Source organism: Psychrobacter sp. BF1, from assembly GCF_019279065.1.
Lineage (GTDB): Bacteria > Pseudomonadota > Gammaproteobacteria > Pseudomonadales > Moraxellaceae > Psychrobacter > Psychrobacter urativorans.
Window position 1 is genome coordinate 214,639 of the sequence record NZ_JAGYWV010000001.1, and the last position, 21,283, is coordinate 235,921.

Consider the following 21,283-nt stretch of genomic DNA (forward strand, 5'->3'; position numbering starts at 1 on the left):
TATTTAACACAGAGCCTTTAATTCCACTTTTAGCTTTTTAGCGCATTCAATTATCTTTTTTCTATCGGCAGCAAGGGCACCATTTTCGATAGCGGTCAGTCGCATTTGTAGCGTGATATCATAATGAGGATAGCTAGCGTTACGATGAAATAGGCGCTTATCTACTTCGATAAGCTCAGCAAAATCATGCAATTCTTGCAGGCTGTCCGCTAGCATATGGCACCACTTATGCCCTTTAAATTCTATACTGACAAAATCTACATAGATGGCCATTTGCTTACTTCCTATATGCTTACCAGCTTGCTAATGATCAAACTGATCAAAGTGCCAGCCTGTTTACCTAAGATTTGACTGTTGATAACTCTTAACAAATACTAAGTAAAACAATTCAATAAAAGGGCCGAACTGTCGTCATAGCAAAGCGCTAATCTAGTGGCGAAAACGATCAGTCTGAGCGGGTTTTTATTAGATATTATTTAACTTACTACCAAGCTAACTCAATCCGGTACGAAATAAGCTACCGACAATCAGCAAGCTTACTGATAGAAGAGTAATCAAAATAATATTAACAGAAAAAGCCTTTAGCGTATTAGCAGATAGGGTTGGAATCACCCAAAAGCGGGCATGTAGCGCTACTAGAATAGTCGCTAATAACAATGATAATTTAAGACTAATTAGAATGCTCAAGTCATTATCTAAAGTGAACCAAGCGCTAAAAGTAGGCATTATCCGCTGTGCCATCCACAGACCAGTAACTATTTGTACCGCTAAAGCCGGTAGACCTACTTTTTCGAACTGCTGCTCGAATTGTAGCAGCATTGCCAGATCACGGTTAGCTAGGACTTTAGGTAAAATGGCTAGTGATAAAATCAGATGACCACCAGTCCAAATCGTAGCTCCTAATAAATGCGCAATTAATATATAGTTGAGCATAGCTGCAAATTCCTAAAATTGGATGTTGTCAATAAAACAGCAAGTTATAAAGCGTACTATAAAATTTACTAAGCAATTACCGCCTTTGTCACCGCCGCATTATTTTGGCTGATAAGATGTATTCATTGCACTGCTAAGCCAATCTGATAAATAGATAGACTAAATAGCGACTTTGTAGGACACTATAAAAAATACTGATCTACTGTATTTCTAAATAACAGTGCAAACATAATACTAACAAGGATGACTATTATGACTAACTACAGCTCTGCTAACCATACTAATAATGCTAACCATACTAATAATGCTAACCATACTAATAATGCTAATAATGGCAAAAATATCAAAACTAGCCAACAACGACCTGCTTTTTCTACTATTAAGCTAATGGTAGGTGGCGCAGCCCTTAGCGCCCTCTTAGCCAGTTCAGGCTGTGCCACTAACGAATTATTAGAAAGTGGTACTAGAGTCAGTAGCAAAACCGTTAACAGCATCATATCTCAAGATCAGATTATCGCTTTTGGCCGTCCTGCAACGGCCTTACCTAATGTGCCAATGGCGAGTATGGTGATCGTCGGCGCTAAGAACAGTTATGTGCTGACCCAAGGCGGTACAGAAATGGTCAATCTGTTGACTAATTTGTCAGCGAAAAATATTCAAGTCGAAAATGACATGACTTTTAATGTGCCAAAGAATGATGGTTATTTTCAAGGTCAAATGAAAATGTCCTATGCTAAGCTCAAGGATGAGTTTGCCCGCTCAGATTATCAGTTCTTCTTACAGAATGGCGGCAAAGAGTGTACTTCAGCTAGTGACTTGCGCATTAATGCTCAGCGTTTTTGTTTTACGGTTCCAGTGCAAGGGGCTATCTATCCGCAAGTTAGTAACTTGAGTATGATTCAGTCAAAGTATCAGCCATTAAGCAAACCTTATACCGTGACTTTTTATGGTCAAACTCAGCAGACTCAAGCTACTAGTAGCGGGGCTAATACCGGGCAAAAATTAGTCCTACTACCGTTTGCATTGGCCTTTGACGTCATAACTCTACCGTTCCAGATTTTAGGTGCTGTTGCCAATTAACTCCATCTCTAGCGCAGTTAGCATAAAAAAAGCACTCAATCTTGAGTGCTTTTTTAGCGGGAATTTTTACCATGTTGTTTAAGGCTAAGTAGTCGATTGCTATTACTTAGGTTTTAGTACGGAAGTTTTACTACTTAGCATGCATGACTTAACCTTAATTGATTAGCTTTTATTACCCCACATCTATCATCTTGAAGGGCAGTTAAACCTGAAAGCTAAGTTCTACCAATAATCACTTTTAAACAACCATACTAACCACTGGCTTCACCATGAAGTTAAAGATGAGGCGCTGTTTTGAGTGATGAATCCATCTGGCGTTTGACCATTAACGGCTTGCCAGCGTTGAAAAGCTTTGCGGGTGTTAGAGCCGATAACCCCATCTGAACCTTTGGTGTCGAAACCTGAACTAGTCAAACGCTGCTGCAAGCGCATAACTTGCGAGGTTGATAGTGGACGCTCATAGCGCGGCCATGATTTGCGCAGACCGCTTTGACCAGCAATAGCTTTGCCCAGTAAGCTTACGCCGAGCGCATAATTTGAAGAGTTATTATAGACTTTGATCACGTCAAAGTTAGGGCTTAGTAGTAGCACAGGACCGTCTTTACCAGCGGGTAGCCATAGCTCCATCTGAGTATTGGCATCTAAAGATATATTATCTATAGTGTCGACACCTAGCGCTGCCCATCTAGCGGCAGATTGCTTACTACCAACAGTATTATAGTCAAACGAGGCGGGCAAAGATGCCTCATAAAACGGAGCAAGGCCACGTACCCAACCCGAATTACTTAGATAGTTGGCAGTAGAGGCCAGGGCGTCAGCAGTAGACCATGGGTTACGATGTCCGTCTCTATCGCCATCTACCCCGTGCTTGAGCCACGTATCTGGGATAAATTGCGTCTGTCCCATGCCACCGGCCCAAGAGCCATCGAGCTGCGACCAAGACACATCACCACGTTGTAATAGAGTCATTAACGCTAGTAGTTGAGACTCAGCGAACTCTTGACGACGCCCATCATAAGCTAGGCTCGCCAGCGAACTTGGGATATGACTGTTGCCAGTTACTGCCCCAAATGAAGACTCCATACCCCAGATCGCTGCTATTATTTCGCTACTGACCCCATATTGTGACTCTAAGTTTGAGAGGTATGAGCGCTGCTGTGAAAACTTACTTTTGCCACTGCTGACTCTACCACTAGATACCGCAGAGTCCGCATAGTCCCAAGGCATCTTAGAAAATTCTGGCTGGCTGGAATCCAGAGAAATAACTTGTTGATTCAGATAAGTGGAGTCGAGCAAGCGTTGCACATCTGAAGGGCTTTGACCGGCAGCGATAGCCCGCATTGAAAAGTCTGACTTCCAATCTGCAAAGTTACGATAACTAGGCTGCGGAGCTGGTATTGGCTTTACTACGGCAGGCTTCACAATGACCGGTCTAGGCTTGATGGTCTGCGTTTGAGTCACTTCAACCGTACCCTGACGTACAGGTTTGCTTTGCTGCTGCATTGCTTGCTGGCCAGTACAACCAGCTGCTAAAAGGATAGGGAGAATAGCAATATAATGCTTGTTTAACATAACAGGAGTCTCGTGTATTGATAGGAGGCTATAGGCCAAGCGCTATACAAATAGGTCAAATTTAATACAAGATAAAAACTAAAGAGAGCTTATAGTAAAGGTATATATTCACTAAGATCGAAATTACTTTAGCAATAAATATCCTTAAAGTCGATAACTAAGTAAAGTTGTGGTAGACATAGTTGCTAGAGTAATCCTCTAAACCCAAAAAACCTCAAGGCTTTTAAGCGCGTGAGGTTTTAGTAGATAAGAGCACTAACTGATATCTCGCTATCAGTAACGAGCATCTTTTGGTTTTTTGGCAGTAGGCCAGTCGCCGTCTTTTTTGGCGAAGTCAGGACGTGGCTTATGAGTAAAAAACTCAGCTACGTCGACTGCATCTTGATCGGTTAACACATTACCATGACCCCACAATCCTTTAGTTTGGATACCCATTGGCATGTTGTACTTAACGAAGGCAGCAGCCTTATAAGTGCGCGCTATACCAGCACCTATATTAAAGGATTCGTCGCCCCATAGTGGCGGGAAGACAATGTCACCACGGCTGTCTTTTATCCCTTCACCGTTGTCACCATGACAAGTAGCACACTGAGCATAATAGATCTGCTCACCATGTATAGGGTCTGGAATCAATGACTCATCTACCTTACCAGCATTATTAATAGCAACCTTTTGCGTCTTAGGCGTTTTCTGCGCTAACCATTCCATATAAGCCAAGATGGCGAGCATCTCCTCTGATTCAGGTGGCAGAGGCTTCCCATTCATTGAACGCTGGAAACAACCATTGATGCGTTGGGTTAAATTAATCTCTTTACCAGCTCGAGGCATCACGCGCGGGTAGAAGTTGGCACTATTAATATAAGGGTCGCCAAGAGGAATTTTACCTTGCGCAATGTGGCAGCTATTACAGTTCATTTCAGCGCCAACGTGATCAGGCAACAGACGCTTAGTTTCGTTTAACAAGCGTTTACCATAGATAATCTGCTGAGCATTAGGCTCATCGGCAATAGAAGTATCTTGTGGTAGCACATAAGTACCAATATCTTGGTTAGCATCGTCGGCGGTTACTAGCTGGTACTCAACTGGGTTACGCTCGGCAGGTTCGGGCTGCGAGCAACCGCTGACAGTCAGGGCTATAAGAGCAGCAGCTAATAGGCCAGCGTTCAAATGATGAAGAGTGGCTTTACTACAGTCAGTAGCAGCAATATTAGGCAAGTTACGTGAGTGCTTTTTCATTATTTTGCTCCTTTTGCAGCAGCATCAAGGCTTAGATCTGGGGCAATGTCTGTACCTGTTTTTGGCTTCTTGGCAAGGAAAGCTCGCATTTTTACTACATCAGTAACGCTGATGTCTGGTGCTTGGTTGCTCCAACTATTACGCACATAGTTAACCACTTCTGCAATGTCAGCATCGGCTAAATTAGTGAACTCTGGCATAGTAAATGCCATACGGTCATGCGGTGTATCGGGCATGCGGCCACCACCTAGAGTTATTTGCAGCACAGAGTCAGCATTTCTAGCGAATACCGCACTATTGCCATCGAGCGCTGGGAAGATGCGTGGTACGCCTTTACCGTCAGCACGGTGACAGACAGTGCAATACTCAACATAGAGTAGAGCGCCACGTGAGTCATAGTTACCCGCCAATAGCTTTTCGGTAGTAACGTCCTTTTTGATAGGTAGCGTTACCTCCTTATTAGGAGCAGGAGACAAGGTTTTTAGATACGATGACATAGCATTCAAATCATTATCAGTCATGTATTGAGTACTGTGCTCAACCACTTCAGCCATAGCACCAAAGGCGGCTGTAGTATCGGTACGACCGGTTTTGAAAAATAGATTTAAATCAGCGACATTCCAAGTACCTAGACCGCGATGCTCACCGCGAATACTTTTTGCCCGCCAGCCATCGATAACGGCACCGCTTAAGTACTCTGCAGAGTCAGCGTTGGTCAAGGCAATCTCTTGGAAGCCAATACCGCGTTCTGTATGGCAAGAGCCGCAGTGACCAGGACCTTCAACTAAGTATTGACCACGAGCTAAGACCACATCATCAGTTTCAGCAACGAAGTCACGCTTAGGGTCAAATAACAGTTGCCAATAAGCCAAAGGCCAGCGCCAATTGGCAACGGGTGGTAGTTCACTTTTGATATTTGGCTCATTTACGGCTTTTACTTCGGACATAAAGTAGGCGTACATCGCTGCCATATCTTCATCAGGCATAATTTGATAAGAAGGGTAAGGCATAGCAGGATATAAAGCTTTATTACCAGGGGCTACACCGTGTTTGACTGCATTAGTGAAGTCAACAAGGCTATAATTACCGATACCAGTGTCTTTATCTGGAGTAATATTAGTCGAATAAATTGCCCCAAGTGGCGTTAGCATCGGTAAGCCACCAGCGTAGTCTTTACCACCTAGCGTAGTATGACAAGCGACACAGTCAGCCGTACGTGCCACGTATTCACCCTGCTTAATCAACGCCGGATCCTTTACATCGACAGCAATAGTATTGCTTGTCGTACGCATATTTGGTAAAAGCTGTCCAATAATAAACGCTACTGCCAAGCCGATAATTGCGATCATCAGGATAATGAATGGCCATTTCTTCGCCAGCCCCTGTCTCATAAGCCAATCCTCTGTAATAATATGTTTTTCTAGCATGATATCGCTTACTAGTTAACGATTACCATACTGGGTGTGATACGGGTTGTTAGAGCGGTTTACTGCAAATATTTTCTAGTCAACATCTAATCAATACTTTTTATACTTAAGCTTTGCTAAATAAAACTTGTACTGTTGCTATTTAGTATAGATTAGCTAACAGAAGAGTGATATTGTGGAAAACCACATTATTTGTAGGGCTATATTTTTATAAGGAATTTTCTTTAGGTTTGCCCCAAAATGGTCTATAAAAACCAGCGCTAAAGAATGACGAATAGCGAAAAAGGGTGAAAAACAGCAGCAAAAAATGGTGAATAAAAATGACTTAGCGGTTGTTTATAACCCTAATATTTGCAGTCCATTGAACAAGTGATGTTTTGAAATAGTGAGTAATGATGCATATTGAGGACTACGGGCAACGCCCCAACTTATCAAGCACAGTGAAGATCTTTAGGGCAACATCTGCCCCGGCTATTCATATGAATGCCGTGAGCGCTATGGCGTCGTTGTTGTCGATTGGTTTTTCAGTAATTGCTTTTTATGTGACTGCTATGTCCATTATGTCAACGCTTGCTGTTTTAGCGCTAATGCCTACGCATAAGGCCAATGCCCAGACTTATTACTTAGGAGTGTTAGCACCGCAAGGAGAAGCGGCCGCTCAACAGCGTTGGCAGCCTTGGTTGGACAGTGTTAATGCTAACTTAGCAGATGACACCTTAGTGTTAGTACCATTAGCGCTTGAGAATTGGCAGCAGCAAATAGAAGCGCAGCAATTCGCCATGGTATTAGGCCCACAAGTACAGCTGATAAAAATGGATACCTTAGGGTGGCGTTGGCTAGCTACTTTACAAAACTATAGTGCAACCGCTAAGCCAACAATATTTAGGATGGCTGATGTCAAACAGTCTGATTTTCAAACTGATGAACAATATAAGTTATATAAGCAGCTGCAAGCTGAGTTGGCACTAAGCGAAGGAGTCGAAGGGCAACCATTAGCTAATGAGACCAGTGCTACTGAGCAAATTGCTAGCGCATTATGGGTGGCTAGAGACAGTAATATTGAGCAAATAAAAGATCTTCAACAGCGTAAAATAGCGGCGGTCACCGCTGATGCTTTTGGGGGTTATTTACTCATAGCCCATTTATTACAAGACAATGGACTATCAGCAAATGATTATCAGGTGCAGTTCGTCGGTTATCCTATTGAGCTGACTTTATATAGGCTTGCTAGTGGCGCAGTAGATGCGGCCATAGCACCCTTATGTTTGATGGAGCAGATGAACCGTCAGGGCAAAATCAATTTGGCCCAATACCGACTCCTTAATCCGGTAGCAACAAGTTCTAACTGTCAGTCTTCTACCAAAATTTATCCCAACTGGACTTTAGCCGCGACAGCGCAAGCCCCAGCGTCCTTAGTAGAACAGATCAATCAGCAGTTATTTGCTGTACAGCTGTCCAGTAAGGCTAATGACAATACTAATGCTGGTGGCAATACCCAACGTAATACTGAGAGCAGTGCATTACGTTGGTTACCACCAGAGTCTAGTATCGAGGCTGAGCGTATCTTATATGAGTTAGGTCGTCACCCCTCACAGCAGACGCTAGGCGCACAAGTGCTGGATTGGATACAATCGCATCGTTGGTGGATGAGCGTTATAGTTTTTATCGTTTTGATATCGATGATCAATTACGCTTGGATGAGTTGGCTGGCATGGCGTCGTCGGCAACAGTTAATCAAGCAAAATCGTCTAATTAGTGATTATGATCAGCAGCTGCGGCGCTCAGAGCGTTTTGCGGTTATTGGAGAGATGAGCGGGGCTATCGCTCATGAAATTAACCAGCCGTTAGCCACTATTCAAAACTATGCACAAGGCTTACTAATACGTAGTCAAAACTCAAATTCTTATCAAGAAATATCAGCAGAGCAAATACTAGCAGAACGGGTAGCTGAAAGACAAATGTCAGAAAAAGCCTTACAACAGATTGTCAGCGAGACTGAGCGCGTCGCCGCAGTGATCACTAATATTCGACGTTGGGCAGGGCGCTCAACGACTGATGAAACCAAGGTCAATATTGCCGAGACTTATCAGCAGTGCATCATCCTTATGGGAGATAAGGCTATAGATATTAGCTTTGGCTACGCTAGCAACTATCAGTATTTGCAATTGCCCAGCTTAGTACTCGATCAGCTATTGATCAATGTCATGCTTAATGCGCAGCAACAAGGGGCCAAGCATGTAATGCTGCGTTGTCAGAAGGTAGTCTATAAAGAGCTAAGTTGGTTGGCTTTGATCCTGTCTGATGACGGTGGCGGCTTTGACCAAGATCGTTTGACGGCTAAGCAACCCACTACTATAAGTAGTCAGCAGCCACACTATGCCGCGCCCTCAAGTAAAGCGGAAGGTCTAGGGTTAGGGTTAATGATTTGTCAGCGCTTATGTAAGTCGCTTGGTGGTATGATGCAGCTAAGTAATATTGATAGCCAGCAAGAACTTGCTGATATGCAAAAATTAGCTATTCATTATCAACTGCATCTTAAACACCCTTCATTAAATCGACAAATACAGCTGAGTAAAGCGATTGATGGCTCGTCCTTAAATAACCAAGTCGGGGCGCAAGTTAAGATATATCTACCATTGAATTTGGTGAGAGATAATCAAAATATAACCGACTAAAAGTACTCCCTTACAAAATACTATCTAAAAAATTGCTCCTATTAAAAACATTACCCTTATTGAAAATATTGATATAAAAAGTAACAGGTAGCCTATGACTTCTTTGCCTACGCCAAGCGACCCGCCTGATCCTTTGACGGGCGATGATAGATTTTATGATGAGCAGCTGCTGATTCATATTATTGATGACGAGGAGAGTGTGCGTACTTCTTGCGAGTTTTTGTTGAGCAGTCTAGGGTTAGTGACCCAACTATGGGCGAGCGCAGTGACGTTTTTGGCTGAAGTAGATATTTATAGTCCTGCGGTCGTTATCAGTGATTTAATGCTGCCTGATATGAGTGGGCAGGAGCTACAAGCTCATCTTAATAATAAAAAAAGTCCTATAGCTTTGATTGCTCTAACGGGCAATGGTGAAATTAGCGATGCAGTAATGATGTTGAAAGAGGGGGCGGCAGATTATTTAGAAAAGCCTATTAATAGCCGTCGTTTGCAAGAAGCACTGGCCAGTGCGCAAGCCTTGACCTGCAAACGTGCCAAGCTTTATTATATTCGTAAGCTCTATACTCAGCTGACTGATAAAGAGAAACAAGTCGCCAATGAGCTTATGCAAGGTAATTTAAATAAAATAATTGCTGATCATCTAGATATAGCAGTACGCACAGTAGAAGTGCATCGCTCACAAGTAATGAAGAAGATGGAAGCGCAGCACGTTAGTGAGTTAATTCAAAAGTTGGCACTATTGGATTTGTAATTGCTGATTGCTGATTGCTGTTTGCTGTTTGCTAATAAATACAAAAAACCTAAATATAAATAGTTATACCTTTTATATTTAATATGACTAGCAAATAAAAAGCCCATTTTCAATTTAGAAATGGGCTTTTGGTTAAGCGGATTATTGGGCTAGATCTAGCTCAATATCAAACTATCATCTTCTACTTTTTCACCACGGGTTTGCTCAAACATATCGAGCAAATCGTGGACAGTCATCCCTTGGCGAGCATTTCCTGCCACATCCAAAACCACTTGTCCTTGGTGTAGCATCACCGTTCTAGTGCCATGCGCTAAGGCTTGCTGCATAGAGTGGGTGACCATCATTGTCGTCAGCTTATTGTCAGTTACGATCTTGTCGGTCAGCTCTAATACAAAAGCAGCAGTCTTAGGATCAAGAGCCGCAGTATGCTCATCGAGTAATAGGATCTTTGAGGGTTGTAAAGAGGCCATCAATAGGCTGACTGCTTGACGTTGACCACCAGAGAGTAAACCCATACGATCGGTCAAACGGTTTTCAAGTCCCAGTTTCAATACTGAGAGCTTTTCTTTAAATAGCTCACGGTTAGTGGCGTTAAGAGCGAAGCTTAGCCCACGTTTGCCACCGCGTTTATAGGCCAAAGCCATGTTTTCTTCAATAGTTAGCGCTTCACAAGTTCCAGCCATAGGGTCTTGAAACACGCGAGCCACCCAATGAGCACGTTGATGAGCACTCTTTTTGGTCACATCAATGCCATTGAGTAAAATGGAGCCACTATCTACCCGTGTAGTACCGCTGACCGCATTCAAAAACGTCGATTTACCAGCACCATTAGTTCCAATGACGGTGACAAATTCGCCATCAGCAATATTTAAGTTGATACCGCGTAGCGCAGGGTTTTCAATAGGTGTGCCTGGATTAAAGGTCAAGCGCAAATCTGTAGCTTGCATCATAATCGTGATTCCTTCTACTTGCTTATATACAGTGGCTAATAGGCTAAAATGGATAGATGCTAAGCCCGAAGTTTGCGACTCAAGAATTTATTTTTAGCTTTGGGTAATACTAAAGCAATGACCACCAATAGGGCAGTAATCAAGTTTAAGTCTTGTGGTCCAAAGCCAATACTACGTAGAGTATCACTTGATAGCGCCACTTGAATAAATAGCTTATAGAGTATCGCGCCAACGATAACCGCTAAAGTAATCAACCAAATACGTTTGGCTGGAATGATAGTCTCGCCAATGATAACCGCAGCTAAACCGATGACGATAGTACCAATACCTATAGAGATATCTGCACCACCTTGCGTCTGTACAAACAGCGCACCCGCCAAGGCAATCAAGCCATTCGATACTGCCATACCAGTGATAGTCATCCACGAGGTATTGATACCTTGCGCTTGTGCCATGCGCAAATTGGAGCCAGTAGCCCGCATAGATAGACCGGTTTCTGTACTATAAAACCAATCTAAAAACAGCTTAGCGATGATGATTACTGCGCCGATAATCACACAGCGCATCCAATAGCCATTGCCATCGGTGACCAATGAGCTAAATACCGTATTCTCACCCAATAGCGGTAAGTTTGGCGCACCCATGATACGTAGATTGACTGAATAGAGGGCGACCATTACCAAGATACTGGCTAGCAACTGTAGAATACCCAGTTTGACATGTAGCCAAGCAGTGACGATACCAGCAACAGAACCAGCGAGCATGCCAAGAGCACAAGCCAACCAAGGATTGATTCCAGCAACGATGGAAATACCCGCAACTGCGCCGCCTAATGGAAAACTACCATCAGCAGTTAAGTCGGGGAAGTCTAAGGTTCTAAAGGAGATCAGCACACCTAGTGCTACTAAACCATAGATTAGGCCACTTTCAAGCGCGCCAAAAAAAGCAATTAAAGACATAAGGAATCAATAAGTCATAGCTACAAGCTACTGAACACTCTCAGTCGCTATTGAGCGGTAAGTTTAACAGATCAGACAATCTGCAGTTATAGTGAACCAAAACAGTTTACAGTGAGGAATTAACATAAATTTTCAGTTTTAAACCTTAAAAAACAAGCCCAGTCTATTAAAGGATAGCTGGGCGGCTTCTATATTTTGTGAACTATATTATAACGCTAAAATAGATAATGATAAGAGTAAATATTATCCCTTTTAGGGCAATTAACCGTTAATAGTCGATAATGACTGGTTAGTGCTATTACTAGAGCTATTAGCTGCTAGTAACAGCAAGGCGTGGATTGAAAGCGGTTAAACAACTACCTCTAACTTTAAGCTTGCAGCAGTAACCTTTTCAAGGGCACTACTATCATAACTCGGCCCACGCCTCTTCTATTAATTACTACTCAGGCAGTAATGACGGTGAGCTATTTTACTACTTCTTTAGCTTTGTCGATGACCGCTTGTGGCAAAGTAATACCTTGCTCAGTAGCATGTTTTGGACTGACGTATAAGTTAAGCGCTTGCGGCGTATAAACAGCGATTTCACCTGGTTTCTCACCCTTTAAAATACGCGCTACAATTTTGCCTGTTTCGCGACCTAGAGCATAGTAATCAACCCCTAAAGCAGCAATAGCACCACGCTCAACAGAACTAGTATCCGAGGCAATCAATGGAATTTTGCTTTCTTTAGCTACTTGATATAAAGACTCATAAGCCGAAACCACGTTATTATCCGTTGAAGTATAAATCATATCGACTTTACCTTCTAAACTACGAGCAGCCATAGCAATATCAGTACTGCGCTGAGCAGGAGCTTCTAATACATTGATACCGAGCGGCGTAAGCTTCTCTTTAAGATTCTTTAAGATAATCGTTGAGTTGACTTCACCTGGGCTATAAACATAACCGACATTCTTAAGACTTGGGATAATTTGGCGCATCAATTCGATCTGTGGCTCATAAGGAAGCGCATCAGAACCACCAGTAACGTTAGTGCCAGAACCGTCAAGCTTAGAGACTAGTTTAGCTTCTACTGGATCGGTAACGGCTGAGAATACTAAGGGAATGGTACTAGTAGCAGCAGCTACTGACTGTGCTGACGGGGTACCAATAGCGACGATAACATCTGCCTGATCTGCGACAAACTGCTTAGCAATCTGACCTGCAGTAGCGGTATTGCCTTGCGCACTTTGGAAGTTAACCTTTAAGTTTTCGCCCTCTTTAAAGCCAGCTTCTTTTAACTCATCAATAACGCCTTTGCGCACTTCATCGAGTGCTGGATGCTCAACGATAGCAGTAATGGCTACTGTTTTCATAGCTAGGCTAGTGTCAGCACTTGCGGCGCCATCGGCACTCTTAGCATCCTCTTTTGGTGCTTGGTTGCAGCCCGTCAAGATAGCAGTACAAACACCGCCCAATAATAAAGCTTTCGCAAAACGATTCTGATAGAACATGGGTGTTACTCCTAAAATAATAGTGTATCCATACGATAAATGAAAAAGCGCTAAACTCTAAAAAAGGATTATGGTAACTCCTAGCTGCTACTTAGCAGCGGTCTCAGTACTACTTTTAGTATCAACATTGATAGCTTTTTTGAGCATGTCAGCAGGTAGGCTTACCCCTTGTGCTTTGGCATGCTTAGGACTGACATATAAAGTCAGATCATTCATAACTTGTGGCTTAATAGTATTGACCGCTTCACCATTTAATATGCGGTAAACCATCTTGCCAGTGACTCGACCGAAGTCATAATCATTAACCCCAAGAGCTGCTGTTGCACCGCGCTGAACGCTGAACTCATCAGAAGCTACGATGGGCATACGCAGCTCATTAGCTGCTTGAGTCATCGCTTCAAAAGCAGAGGCTACATTATTATCAAATGAAGTATAGATGATTTCTGCCCGTCCTTGCAGGCTGCGAGTTGCCATCCCTATGTCAGTTGGACGATTGGCTGGGATATCTAGCAACTTGAGACCACGTGCTGGCAGCGCTGCTTTTAGATCATCACGTAATGAAACTGAGTTGGCCTCACCAGGGCTATAGACGTAGCCGATAGTCTTAAGATCAGGCTTAAGCTGTTGCAGTAGATCCAATTGAGGCTCTAATGGTAGCTGGCTTGATAGACCGGTTAAGTTATCCTGAAATGGCTTACCATCAGCAGTGATAAGTTTAGCGCCTAGCGGATCAGAAACCGCAGTATAGACGATAGGTATCGTGGTGGTGGCCGAAACTATAGACTGGGCTGATGGGGTGGAGATAGCAACGATAGCATCAGGGTTGTCGCCAACGAATTGTTTGGCGATCTGTCCTGCTGTGGCGGTATTACCTTGCGCACTTTGAAAGTTGACTTTTAGATTCTTGCCTTCTACATAGCCATTATCTGCCAGCTCATCAATAATGCCACGACGCATATCATCTAAAGAGGGATGCTCAACGATCTGAGTGATGGCTATGGTCTTAATGGGCTTGTCCGCTGTAGTGCTGCTTTGATCAGCAGCCACAGTAGTTTCGGTAGAAGAGTTCGAGCAGCCAATAGCAGAAAATATGCTAAGGGCGCTGATGGTAACTCCGTATAAGCTTAGGCGTAGAGTAGAGGCAATAGTCATTTTATTAGGTTAACTCTTAAGTTGGAAAGTACTAGTCAGTCATCTAGCAATACCATAAGTAGATATAAAGTTTTGCTGATGGGCGACCCTTAAAGTAATCGTTTCGTTAATCTGAATAGCTATATTATGACAGTAATGTAACTAATCGCAATAAGTAATTGAGCCATAAGGCTTATTGAAGCCAATAGCTGACTATAAGAACATAACCGACCTGATAGTAGACCTAATAATTATTAATTTATAATAAATTATCAGCCATAAAAAAGATGCCACAGCGGGCATCTCATTTAGTGTTTTAGGGTGTTTAGCTGCTATTTAAGCCATTAAGCCAAAAGGTCACCAATGACACAGTTGTCAGGTAGAGTAATAACCGTTAGCTGGGTCTTTGGATTACCAGTAGACAGTACCATACCTTCAGATATGCCGAACTTCATCTTGCGTGGTGCCAAGTTAGTAACGCAAATCACTTTTTTATCTACCAGTTGTTCAGGCTCATAAAATTTACGAATACCACTAAATACATTGCGTGGCTTATCTTCACCAACATCTAAGGTGAATTGCAATAACTTATCTGCACCTTCGACATGATTACAAGCAATGACATGAGCGACTTTCATCTCAACTTTGCTGAAGTCATCAATACCGATATAGTCAGTTTGCTCAGCATCAGCATCAACATTATTGTCGGCTTTAACCGCCGCCATAGTAGCACTAGTAGAAGCCAGCGCAGCTGCCGCATCAGGGGTAGGGGCTAACGACGCTTTTGAAGCTTCTACCATAGCCTCTATATCTTTTTCTTCGATACGCTGCATTAAAGGTTTGAACTTATTAATCTGATGGCCTAGCAACCATTGGTTACGACTGGCAAAGCTTAGGTCATCGATATTTAAGAATTCTTTAGCGTTAGCAGTAAGCTCAGGCAATACTGGCGCCAAATAAACCATCAGTTGGCGGAAGATATTGATAGCTACTGAGCAGACATCTTGAACTTCTTGTTCAGCACCTTCTTGTTTGGCTAGCGACCAAGGTTTTTTCTCATCGATATATTCATTAGCTTTGTCAGCACATTGCATAATTAAGCGCATGGCTCGGGAGAATTCACGGTTTTCATAAGCTGCCGCAATCTCATCACCGGTCTTAGTGATGTCTTCTAATAGGCGCGGTTCTGCGCAGATCTCTGATAATTTACCATCGTATTTTTTTACTAAGAACCCAGCACTGCGACTAGCAATATTGACCACTTTTCCGACTAAGTCAGAATTGACTTTTTGCATAAAGTCTTCTAAATCGAGGTTGATATCCTCAACTTTATCAGACAGCTTACTGGCAAAATAATAACGCAAGTATTCAGGATGTAAGTGTTCAGCATACGTTTCGGCTTTGATAAAAGTACCGCGCGATTTACTCATTTTTTCGCCATTGACCATCAAGAAGCCATGAGCGAATACTCCAGTCGGGGTACGGAACTCACTACCAGCAAGCATCGCTGGCCAAAACAGCGCATGAAAGTACACGATGTCTTTACCGATGAAGTGATAAACCTCGGTTTTGTGTTCGTTCTCTTGCATCCAATAGCGGTCAAAATCTAGAGCATTCTCTGTACCTGCTCGCTGCTCACACAAGTTCTTAAAGCTGGCCATATAGCCAACTGGTGCATCTAGCCATACATAAAAGTATTTGTCAGGCTCACCCGCTGGCGTATCGGGTATTTTAAAACCAAAATAGGGCGCATCACGAGAGATATCCCAACTGGCAAGACCAGCATCGAACCATTCTTGTAACTTGTTCGCAACTGACGGTTGCAAGCGCTTATCAGTACGTGTCCAATCTCGTAAAAACTGATCAAATTCCGGCAAGTCAAAGAAATAATGCTTAGATATTTTTAATACTGGCGTAGCATTTGACAAGGTTGAGCGTGGGTCTTTTAGCTCCATAGCATCATAAGTGGTACCACAGACTTCGCAGTTATCGCCATACTGATCGGCAGCTGCGCATTCAGGGCAAGTCCCTTTGACAAAGCGATCGGCTAGAAATAGCTGCTTTTCAGGATCAAATAGTTGCTCAACATCACGAGTACTGATGTGACCGGCACTCTTTAGGCGACGATAAATCAGTTCTGAAAAATGTTGGTTCTCTTCTGAATGAGTGGAATAATAATTATCAAAGTCGATCAAAAATTTAGCAAAGTCAGCTTCATGCGAAGCTTTAACAGTAGCGATTTGCTCTTCTGGAGTAACATTATTATCTTGAGCTTTGAGCATGATAGCGGTGCCATGGGCATCATCGGCACAGACGTAAGTCACCTGATGGCCTTGCGCTTTCATGGCACGTGCCCAAATATCAGTTTGAATATATTCTACAAGATGGCCCAAATGAATATAGCCATTAGCATAGGGCAGGGCACTAGTTACTAAAATCTCACGCACAAAATCACCTTTATATTAATATAAGTACAGTAGTTATTGGCAGCGGTATAGCTTTAGACATAGTCACTAACCGCCGCTAAGTTATAAAATTTAAAAATGCTGTCTATGATACCGTAATTCAGTCAAATTTGTGCTAATGCTTAGTAATTATCTACTGTTAGAAGCCCTAAACAGCATTTAAATGATTACTGATAACTTTTTTTTATCATAGAGGTAACTTTTCCAAGGGATAATTATCGAAAATTAATCTGCATTAGGACGATAAATGGTATATATTAAATCACCGCTTAAATCCAGTCTATGGATGTTCACTGTTAATTTAGTTATTAAGACTGCTCTTATAGCGCTCTACTACAGAATATTTATAATACCAATCAACAGCCAATCATTTATTTTGATGCAAAAAATTGCTTCTTCGAATCATCCGCTGTTCCACAGTTACCGATTATTCTCAATCATCAAAGATATCCAACACTGTTGGCTATGGCATGCTACAACTAGTTACTTCTATAAATACTCAAGTATAAACATCGAAGGTAATTAGCAGTAGGCATAAGAATAACCCCCTATAGAACCCTGAGCAAAATCATAATTAAAAACTATCTGCACTATTCATAAGTAATAACAAGTACTGGTAAACACTATAAGACTCAAGCACACCTCGTAATTGATTTTCATTTCCTCAAATAATAGCAAATGGATTGCTACTATTTACTCTGCAGCACGTCATAAGAAACCTTTTTAAAGCGTTTCAACTACTACGTGTCAACGACAATCAACCATAATAAGGACAATATATGGCGACCCAAGTACAACAAGATTTGACTGGAAAAATAGCTTTAATCACTGGTGCAGCAGCTGGTATCGGACGTGATATCGCTGAGACATACGCCAGAGCTGGTGCTATCGTCGGCGTTGCTGATATTAATTTTGAAGGTGCCCAAGAAACCGTCGATATCATCACCAAAGCTGGTGGCAAAGCGTTAGCGATCGATATGGATGTTCGATCTGAAGATGCCGTTAACAGCGGTGTTAAGCAGCTGATTGATACCTTTGGCGGCATTGATATTCTAGTTTCTAACGCTGGTATTCAGCTTATCAACCCTATTAATAAGATGACCTTTGATAACTGGAAAAATCTGCTAGCTACCCATTTAGACGGTGGGTTCTTGACTACTAAAGCCGCTGTAGAACATATGTATAAAGATAATAAAGGCGGCACGATCATCTATATTGGTTCTATTCATGCTCATGATGCATCGCTATTTAAAGCCCCTTATATTACAGCCAAGCACGGACTGTTGGGCTTGTGCCGTGCAGTCGCCAAAGAAGGCGCACCACATAACGTCCGCTCGCATATGATCTCTCCAGGCTTTGTCAGAACCGCAATGGTTAATGAGCAAATCCCACTGCAAGCTGCCGAAAAAGGTATTAGCGAAGAGTCCGTAGTGAACGATATTCTATTAGCTAATACCCTTAATAAAGAATTTACTACTATTGAAGATGTCTCACAAACGGCACTTTTCTTAGCTGCCTTCCCAAGCAATGTCTTCACTGGTCAGTCTATCAACGCTAGTCATGGCTGGTGCATGAGATAGTTTTTTGCATTAAATTAGAAATCTAGAAGAGTATTTATATCACCACAAGGTCATTCAATGGCGTTGTGGTTTTTTATTAGCCCCCTGCAGCTTGCTAATAAAAAGTTAATGCATTAGCATCCTCTTTTCGATCAACTCAAGCCAATACTATTGGTTCTTTTTAGTGATTGCTTGCTGCGCAGATATAAAAGCGCACGGAGTAAAAATAATGAAAAATCAAAATCTGGCTTTAGCCTTAAGCAATGCTATCGAACAACAACAATTCGACAAAGCGATTAATCAAATTAAAGCGCTGCGCCCCATTGATATCGCTGACCTATTGGCGCTAATCAAACCCGTATTTGCCTGCCAGCTCTTAGAGCGCCTGCCTAATCGATCAAAAATATTCTCCTATCTAGAAACTGATATTCAAGTAGTACTTGCACAAACCTTTCCTCGAGACAGTTTAGCCAGAATAGTAGGTGAGATGCCTGCTGATGAACGTACTGACTTATATAAAAGTCTACAGCAAGATCAGCGTGATGCCCTATTGCCAGCATTAGCTCATGCAAAACGTGAAGATATTCGCCTACTATCCGCTTATGAGGAAGGAACTGCAGGCGCTTTGATGACCTCGGACTATGCAGCTTTAGGTATTGAGATGAACGTCGCTGAGGCACTCGATGATTTGCGACGAGAAGCTCCCGATGCAGAGACTATCTATCATGCTTATGTGATCGATGATCAGCGTAAGCTGCTAGGTGTAGTGTCATTAAGAGCCTTGATACTGGCTACTCCAGAGCGGTTAATCAGTGACATCATGATGAACTCTCCGGTGTTTTGTCACGTCAAAGACGATCAAGAAGATGTGGCAAAAATGGTAGCACGTTATGATCTAATTGCTTTGCCAGTTATTGATGATAGTGGGGCGTTAGTTGGGATAGTTACCCATGATGATGCTATGGATGTCGCCAGTGCAGAGGCTACCGACGATTTTCATAAGTCAGGTGGGGTATCGACTATGGTGGGGAGGTTAAAAGATGTCAGTATTACCCTGCTATATCGCAAGCGCGTCTTTTGGCTAGTGTTTTTAGTCTTCGGTAACTTATTATCTGGGTTTGGTATCTCGCACTTTGAAGAGGTGATTGCTGCCAACTTAGTACTGGTATTTTTCTTACCGCTACTAGTCGATAGTGGCGGTAATGCAGGCTCACAGTCCGCCACTTTGATGGTACGAGCGTTGGCGACTGGTGATGTGGTAATGCGTGATTGGTTCTCGCTACTAGGCCGAGAATCTGTGGTTGCCTTGTTGCTGGGCGCTAGTATGGCCGTTGCCATCTCTATCATCGGTTATTTTCGTGGTGACGCTATATTGTCTCTAGTACTGGCGCTAAGTATGATGTCAGTTGTGATGATTGGTTGCATGATTGGTATGAGCTTACCTTTTGTACTAAGTAAATTTGGCTTCGACCCGGCTACTGCTAGTGCCCCTTTAATTACTTCGGTATGTGATGTCTCAGGAGTTCTGATTTATCTATTTATCGCTTCAAAGTTCTTAGTGGTTTGATAGTGAGTCTCATGATTTAAGCTTTAGTACGCTGTAGATATGCATTAATTTTCCGCTGGTGATCAAGGGCTAGATGTAGCGCCTGTTTAACGCTGCTGTTAAGATATAAGCGTTCTGTAACCACAATGTCATATCTAATGGCGTTGTGGTTTTTTTATAGCTGTAATTCGGCTACACTGATAGCATCAAACACTCTATAACTCCATCGATCATAATCTGTAAAGGCCGCTATGTTTAACTTTATAAAAAAAATAACCCCAGAAAAACCTGAAACCGCTACGCAAAAAGCCGAGCGTGATAGTGCTGTTGACAAAGTGCTACTTGGTTATCACGTCAATAACGTCAGTATTGCGCAAATGGTGACTGGCATAGACCGTGTTGGTGATGAGCTCACTTTAGATTTGCGTCTGCCACAAGATAGCGATCCTGAGATTGTGCAGCAAGAGCTCGGCTCGCTACTACACCTACATGGCATTAAGACTATTCATATGAACGTGCGTCTGCCACCCCCTGTTAAAGGGGGCGGTTCTACTTTGCCAAAACCTAAGCCTATGCCGCAAACTACCGACGCTATGAGCAAGAGCGCTAGCACTTCTGATGCTCATAGTGCGGCGGCGACTCAAGCCAATGCAGAGCCGCCTATTACTAAGGCTGCACCTACCCAAGCATCGCTGGCGGCCCACCCCCGTATTCGTCATATTATTGTAGTAGCCTCCGGTAAAGGCGGTGTTGGTAAATCAACTACTACTGTGAATATTGCCTTAGCTCTACAACAGCTAGGTAATCGTGTTGGGGTACTTGATGCTGATATTTATGGTCCTAGCATGCCGACGATGCTCGGGGTCAAAGATGTCAAGCCAGAGCTGGAGAATGAGCAGTTTGTCCCTGTTAATGCACGTGGTTTGGCGATGTTGTCTATCGGTAGCTTACTCGATGGCGATAATACTCCAGTAGCTTGGCGTGGGCCAAAAGCAACGGGTGCCTTGATGCAGCTGTATAATCAAACCAATTGGCCACAGCTCGATTATTTAGTAATAGATATGCCACCAGGTACCGGCGATATACAATTGACTCTAGCTCAGCGTATCCCAGTGACTGGTGCGGTTATCGTCACTACACCGCAGCATATTGCCTTGCTCGATGCGCAAAAAGGTATCGAGATGTTTAACAAGACCAATATTCCAGTACTTGGGGTAGTAGAAAATATGGCGCTGCATACTTGTAGTAACTGTGGCAATACTGAAGCTATCTTTGGGGCTGGTGGTGGCGACTATCTTGCTGAGCATTACCAAGTACCGTTACTAGGACAGCTGCCTTTAGCTAGCGGTATTCGTGCGCAAGTAGATACCGGAAACCCTAGCGTCTCTGCTAATGATGAGTATGCACCGTACTATATAAGCATTGCCAAGAATATCGAGGCCAATATTAATAAATTTGCTAAGCCTGTCGATGACAAGCGCATTTTTTAAGGTTAATCAGCTCAAA

At 42.8% G+C, this 21,283-nt stretch carries 16 protein-coding genes; 6 read left to right on the forward strand and 10 right to left on the reverse strand.

Annotated elements, in window-relative coordinates; genetic code table 11:
- Positions 1-3: 3 nt before the first annotated feature.
- The gene (locus tag KZA12_RS00910; RefSeq protein WP_201622462.1) at positions 4-273 is read right to left on the reverse strand and encodes a DUF4031 domain-containing protein; all 270 of its coding nucleotides are present in this window, start codon (positions 271-273) and stop codon (positions 4-6) included.
- Between the two features lie 219 nt (positions 274-492).
- Positions 493-933, reverse strand: coding sequence for a CopD family protein (locus tag KZA12_RS00915; RefSeq protein ID WP_201622463.1), 441 nt, complete (start codon positions 931-933; stop codon positions 493-495).
- A 252-nt stretch (positions 934-1,185) separates the two neighbouring features.
- Between KZA12_RS00915 and KZA12_RS00920 the strand changes: the two genes are divergently transcribed.
- Positions 1,186-2,013, forward strand: coding sequence for a hypothetical protein (locus KZA12_RS00920; RefSeq protein ID WP_256932766.1), 828 nt, complete (start codon positions 1,186-1,188; stop codon positions 2,011-2,013).
- Positions 2,014-2,277: 264 nt separating this feature from the next.
- Here the strand turns inward: KZA12_RS00920 and KZA12_RS00925 are convergent, their stop codons facing one another.
- The 3 genes from KZA12_RS00925 to KZA12_RS00935 all read right to left on the reverse strand — a co-directional run bounded on the left by KZA12_RS00925 (position 2,278) and on the right by KZA12_RS00935 (position 6,212).
- Entirely contained in the window at positions 2,278-3,585 is a 1,308-nt protein-coding gene (locus KZA12_RS00925) for a lytic murein transglycosylase (protein WP_218688902.1), read from the reverse strand.
- Positions 3,586-3,858: 273 nt separating this feature from the next.
- Complete coding sequence (locus tag KZA12_RS00930; RefSeq protein ID WP_218688903.1) at positions 3,859-4,821, reverse strand: c-type cytochrome; 963 nt, start codon at positions 4,819-4,821, stop codon at positions 3,859-3,861.
- Positions 4,821-6,212 (reverse strand): cytochrome c, encoded by a 1,392-nt coding sequence (locus KZA12_RS00935; protein WP_201622466.1) that lies wholly within the window; start codon positions 6,210-6,212, stop codon positions 4,821-4,823. The genes KZA12_RS00930 and KZA12_RS00935 overlap by 1 nt, the downstream gene beginning before the upstream one ends.
- A gap of 428 nt (positions 6,213-6,640) precedes the next feature.
- Here KZA12_RS00935 and KZA12_RS00940 point away from each other — a divergent pair, with 428 nt between their 5' ends.
- Positions 6,641-8,923: a PhnD/SsuA/transferrin family substrate-binding protein gene (locus tag KZA12_RS00940; protein ID WP_218688904.1), complete on the forward strand. Its 2,283-nt coding sequence runs from the start codon at positions 6,641-6,643 to the stop codon at positions 8,921-8,923.
- 94 nt (positions 8,924-9,017) lie between these two features.
- A complete protein-coding gene (locus tag KZA12_RS00945; protein WP_201622468.1) occupies positions 9,018-9,674 on the forward strand; it encodes a response regulator transcription factor in 657 nt (218 codons plus the stop codon).
- Positions 9,675-9,829: 155 nt separating this feature from the next.
- Here KZA12_RS00945 and KZA12_RS00950 read toward each other — a convergent pair whose 3' ends face one another.
- The 5 genes from KZA12_RS00950 to metG all read right to left on the reverse strand — a co-directional run bounded on the left by KZA12_RS00950 (position 9,830) and on the right by metG (position 16,654).
- Positions 9,830-10,624, reverse strand: coding sequence for an ABC transporter ATP-binding protein (locus KZA12_RS00950; protein ID WP_218688905.1), 795 nt, complete (start codon positions 10,622-10,624; stop codon positions 9,830-9,832).
- 59 nt (positions 10,625-10,683) lie between these two features.
- The gene (locus tag KZA12_RS00955; protein WP_201622470.1) at positions 10,684-11,583 is read right to left on the reverse strand and encodes an ABC transporter permease; all 900 of its coding nucleotides are present in this window, start codon (positions 11,581-11,583) and stop codon (positions 10,684-10,686) included.
- Positions 11,584-12,047: 464 nt separating this feature from the next.
- Positions 12,048-13,076 (reverse strand): ABC transporter substrate-binding protein, encoded by a 1,029-nt coding sequence (locus KZA12_RS00960; protein WP_201622471.1) that lies wholly within the window; start codon positions 13,074-13,076, stop codon positions 12,048-12,050.
- 87 nt (positions 13,077-13,163) lie between these two features.
- On the reverse strand, positions 13,164-14,228 hold the full coding sequence (locus KZA12_RS00965) for an ABC transporter substrate-binding protein (protein ID WP_218688906.1): 1,065 nt from the start codon (positions 14,226-14,228) through the stop codon (positions 13,164-13,166).
- 323 nt (positions 14,229-14,551) lie between these two features.
- Entirely contained in the window at positions 14,552-16,654 is a 2,103-nt protein-coding gene (gene metG / locus KZA12_RS00970) for a methionine--tRNA ligase (RefSeq protein WP_218688907.1), read from the reverse strand.
- A gap of 797 nt (positions 16,655-17,451) precedes the next feature.
- Between metG and KZA12_RS00975 the strand changes: the two genes are divergently transcribed.
- From KZA12_RS00975 to apbC, 3 genes are all read left to right on the forward strand, one after another.
- Positions 17,452-18,252, forward strand: a complete 801-nt coding sequence (locus KZA12_RS00975) for a 3-hydroxybutyrate dehydrogenase (protein WP_218688908.1) — start codon at positions 17,452-17,454, stop codon at positions 18,250-18,252.
- 208 nt (positions 18,253-18,460) lie between these two features.
- Positions 18,461-19,798, forward strand: coding sequence for a magnesium transporter (mgtE, locus tag KZA12_RS00980; protein ID WP_218688909.1), 1,338 nt, complete (start codon positions 18,461-18,463; stop codon positions 19,796-19,798).
- A gap of 230 nt (positions 19,799-20,028) precedes the next feature.
- Positions 20,029-21,267, forward strand: a complete 1,239-nt coding sequence (gene apbC / locus KZA12_RS00985) for an iron-sulfur cluster carrier protein ApbC (protein WP_218688910.1) — start codon at positions 20,029-20,031, stop codon at positions 21,265-21,267.
- Positions 21,268-21,283: the final 16 nt, after the last annotated feature.

Bases quoted from the DNA above. Each gene is read 5' to 3' on its own strand.
- KZA12_RS00910 (WP_201622462.1), bottom strand. From the start codon at position 273: ATGGCCATCTATGTAGATTTTGTCAGTATAGAATTTAAAGGGCATAAG.
- KZA12_RS00915 (WP_201622463.1), bottom strand. From the start codon at position 933: ATGCTCAACTATATATTAATTGCGCATTTATTAGGAGCTACGATTTGG.
- KZA12_RS00920 (WP_256932766.1), top strand. From the start codon at position 1,186: ATGACTAACTACAGCTCTGCTAACCATACTAATAATGCTAACCATACT.
- KZA12_RS00925 (WP_218688902.1), bottom strand. From the start codon at position 3,585: ATGTTAAACAAGCATTATATTGCTATTCTCCCTATCCTTTTAGCAGCT.
- KZA12_RS00930 (WP_218688903.1), bottom strand. From the start codon at position 4,821: ATGAAAAAGCACTCACGTAACTTGCCTAATATTGCTGCTACTGACTGT.
- KZA12_RS00935 (WP_201622466.1), bottom strand. From the start codon at position 6,212: ATGAGACAGGGGCTGGCGAAGAAATGGCCATTCATTATCCTGATGATC.
- KZA12_RS00940 (WP_218688904.1), top strand. From the start codon at position 6,641: ATGATGCATATTGAGGACTACGGGCAACGCCCCAACTTATCAAGCACA.
- KZA12_RS00945 (WP_201622468.1), top strand. From the start codon at position 9,018: ATGACTTCTTTGCCTACGCCAAGCGACCCGCCTGATCCTTTGACGGGC.
- KZA12_RS00950 (WP_218688905.1), bottom strand. From the start codon at position 10,624: ATGATGCAAGCTACAGATTTGCGCTTGACCTTTAATCCAGGCACACCT.
- KZA12_RS00955 (WP_201622470.1), bottom strand. From the start codon at position 11,583: ATGTCTTTAATTGCTTTTTTTGGCGCGCTTGAAAGTGGCCTAATCTAT.
- KZA12_RS00960 (WP_201622471.1), bottom strand. From the start codon at position 13,076: ATGTTCTATCAGAATCGTTTTGCGAAAGCTTTATTATTGGGCGGTGTT.
- KZA12_RS00965 (WP_218688906.1), bottom strand. From the start codon at position 14,228: ATGACTATTGCCTCTACTCTACGCCTAAGCTTATACGGAGTTACCATC.
- KZA12_RS00975 (WP_218688908.1), top strand. From the start codon at position 17,452: ATGGCGACCCAAGTACAACAAGATTTGACTGGAAAAATAGCTTTAATC.
- mgtE (WP_218688909.1), top strand. From the start codon at position 18,461: ATGAAAAATCAAAATCTGGCTTTAGCCTTAAGCAATGCTATCGAACAA.
- apbC (WP_218688910.1), top strand. From the start codon at position 20,029: ATGTTTAACTTTATAAAAAAAATAACCCCAGAAAAACCTGAAACCGCT.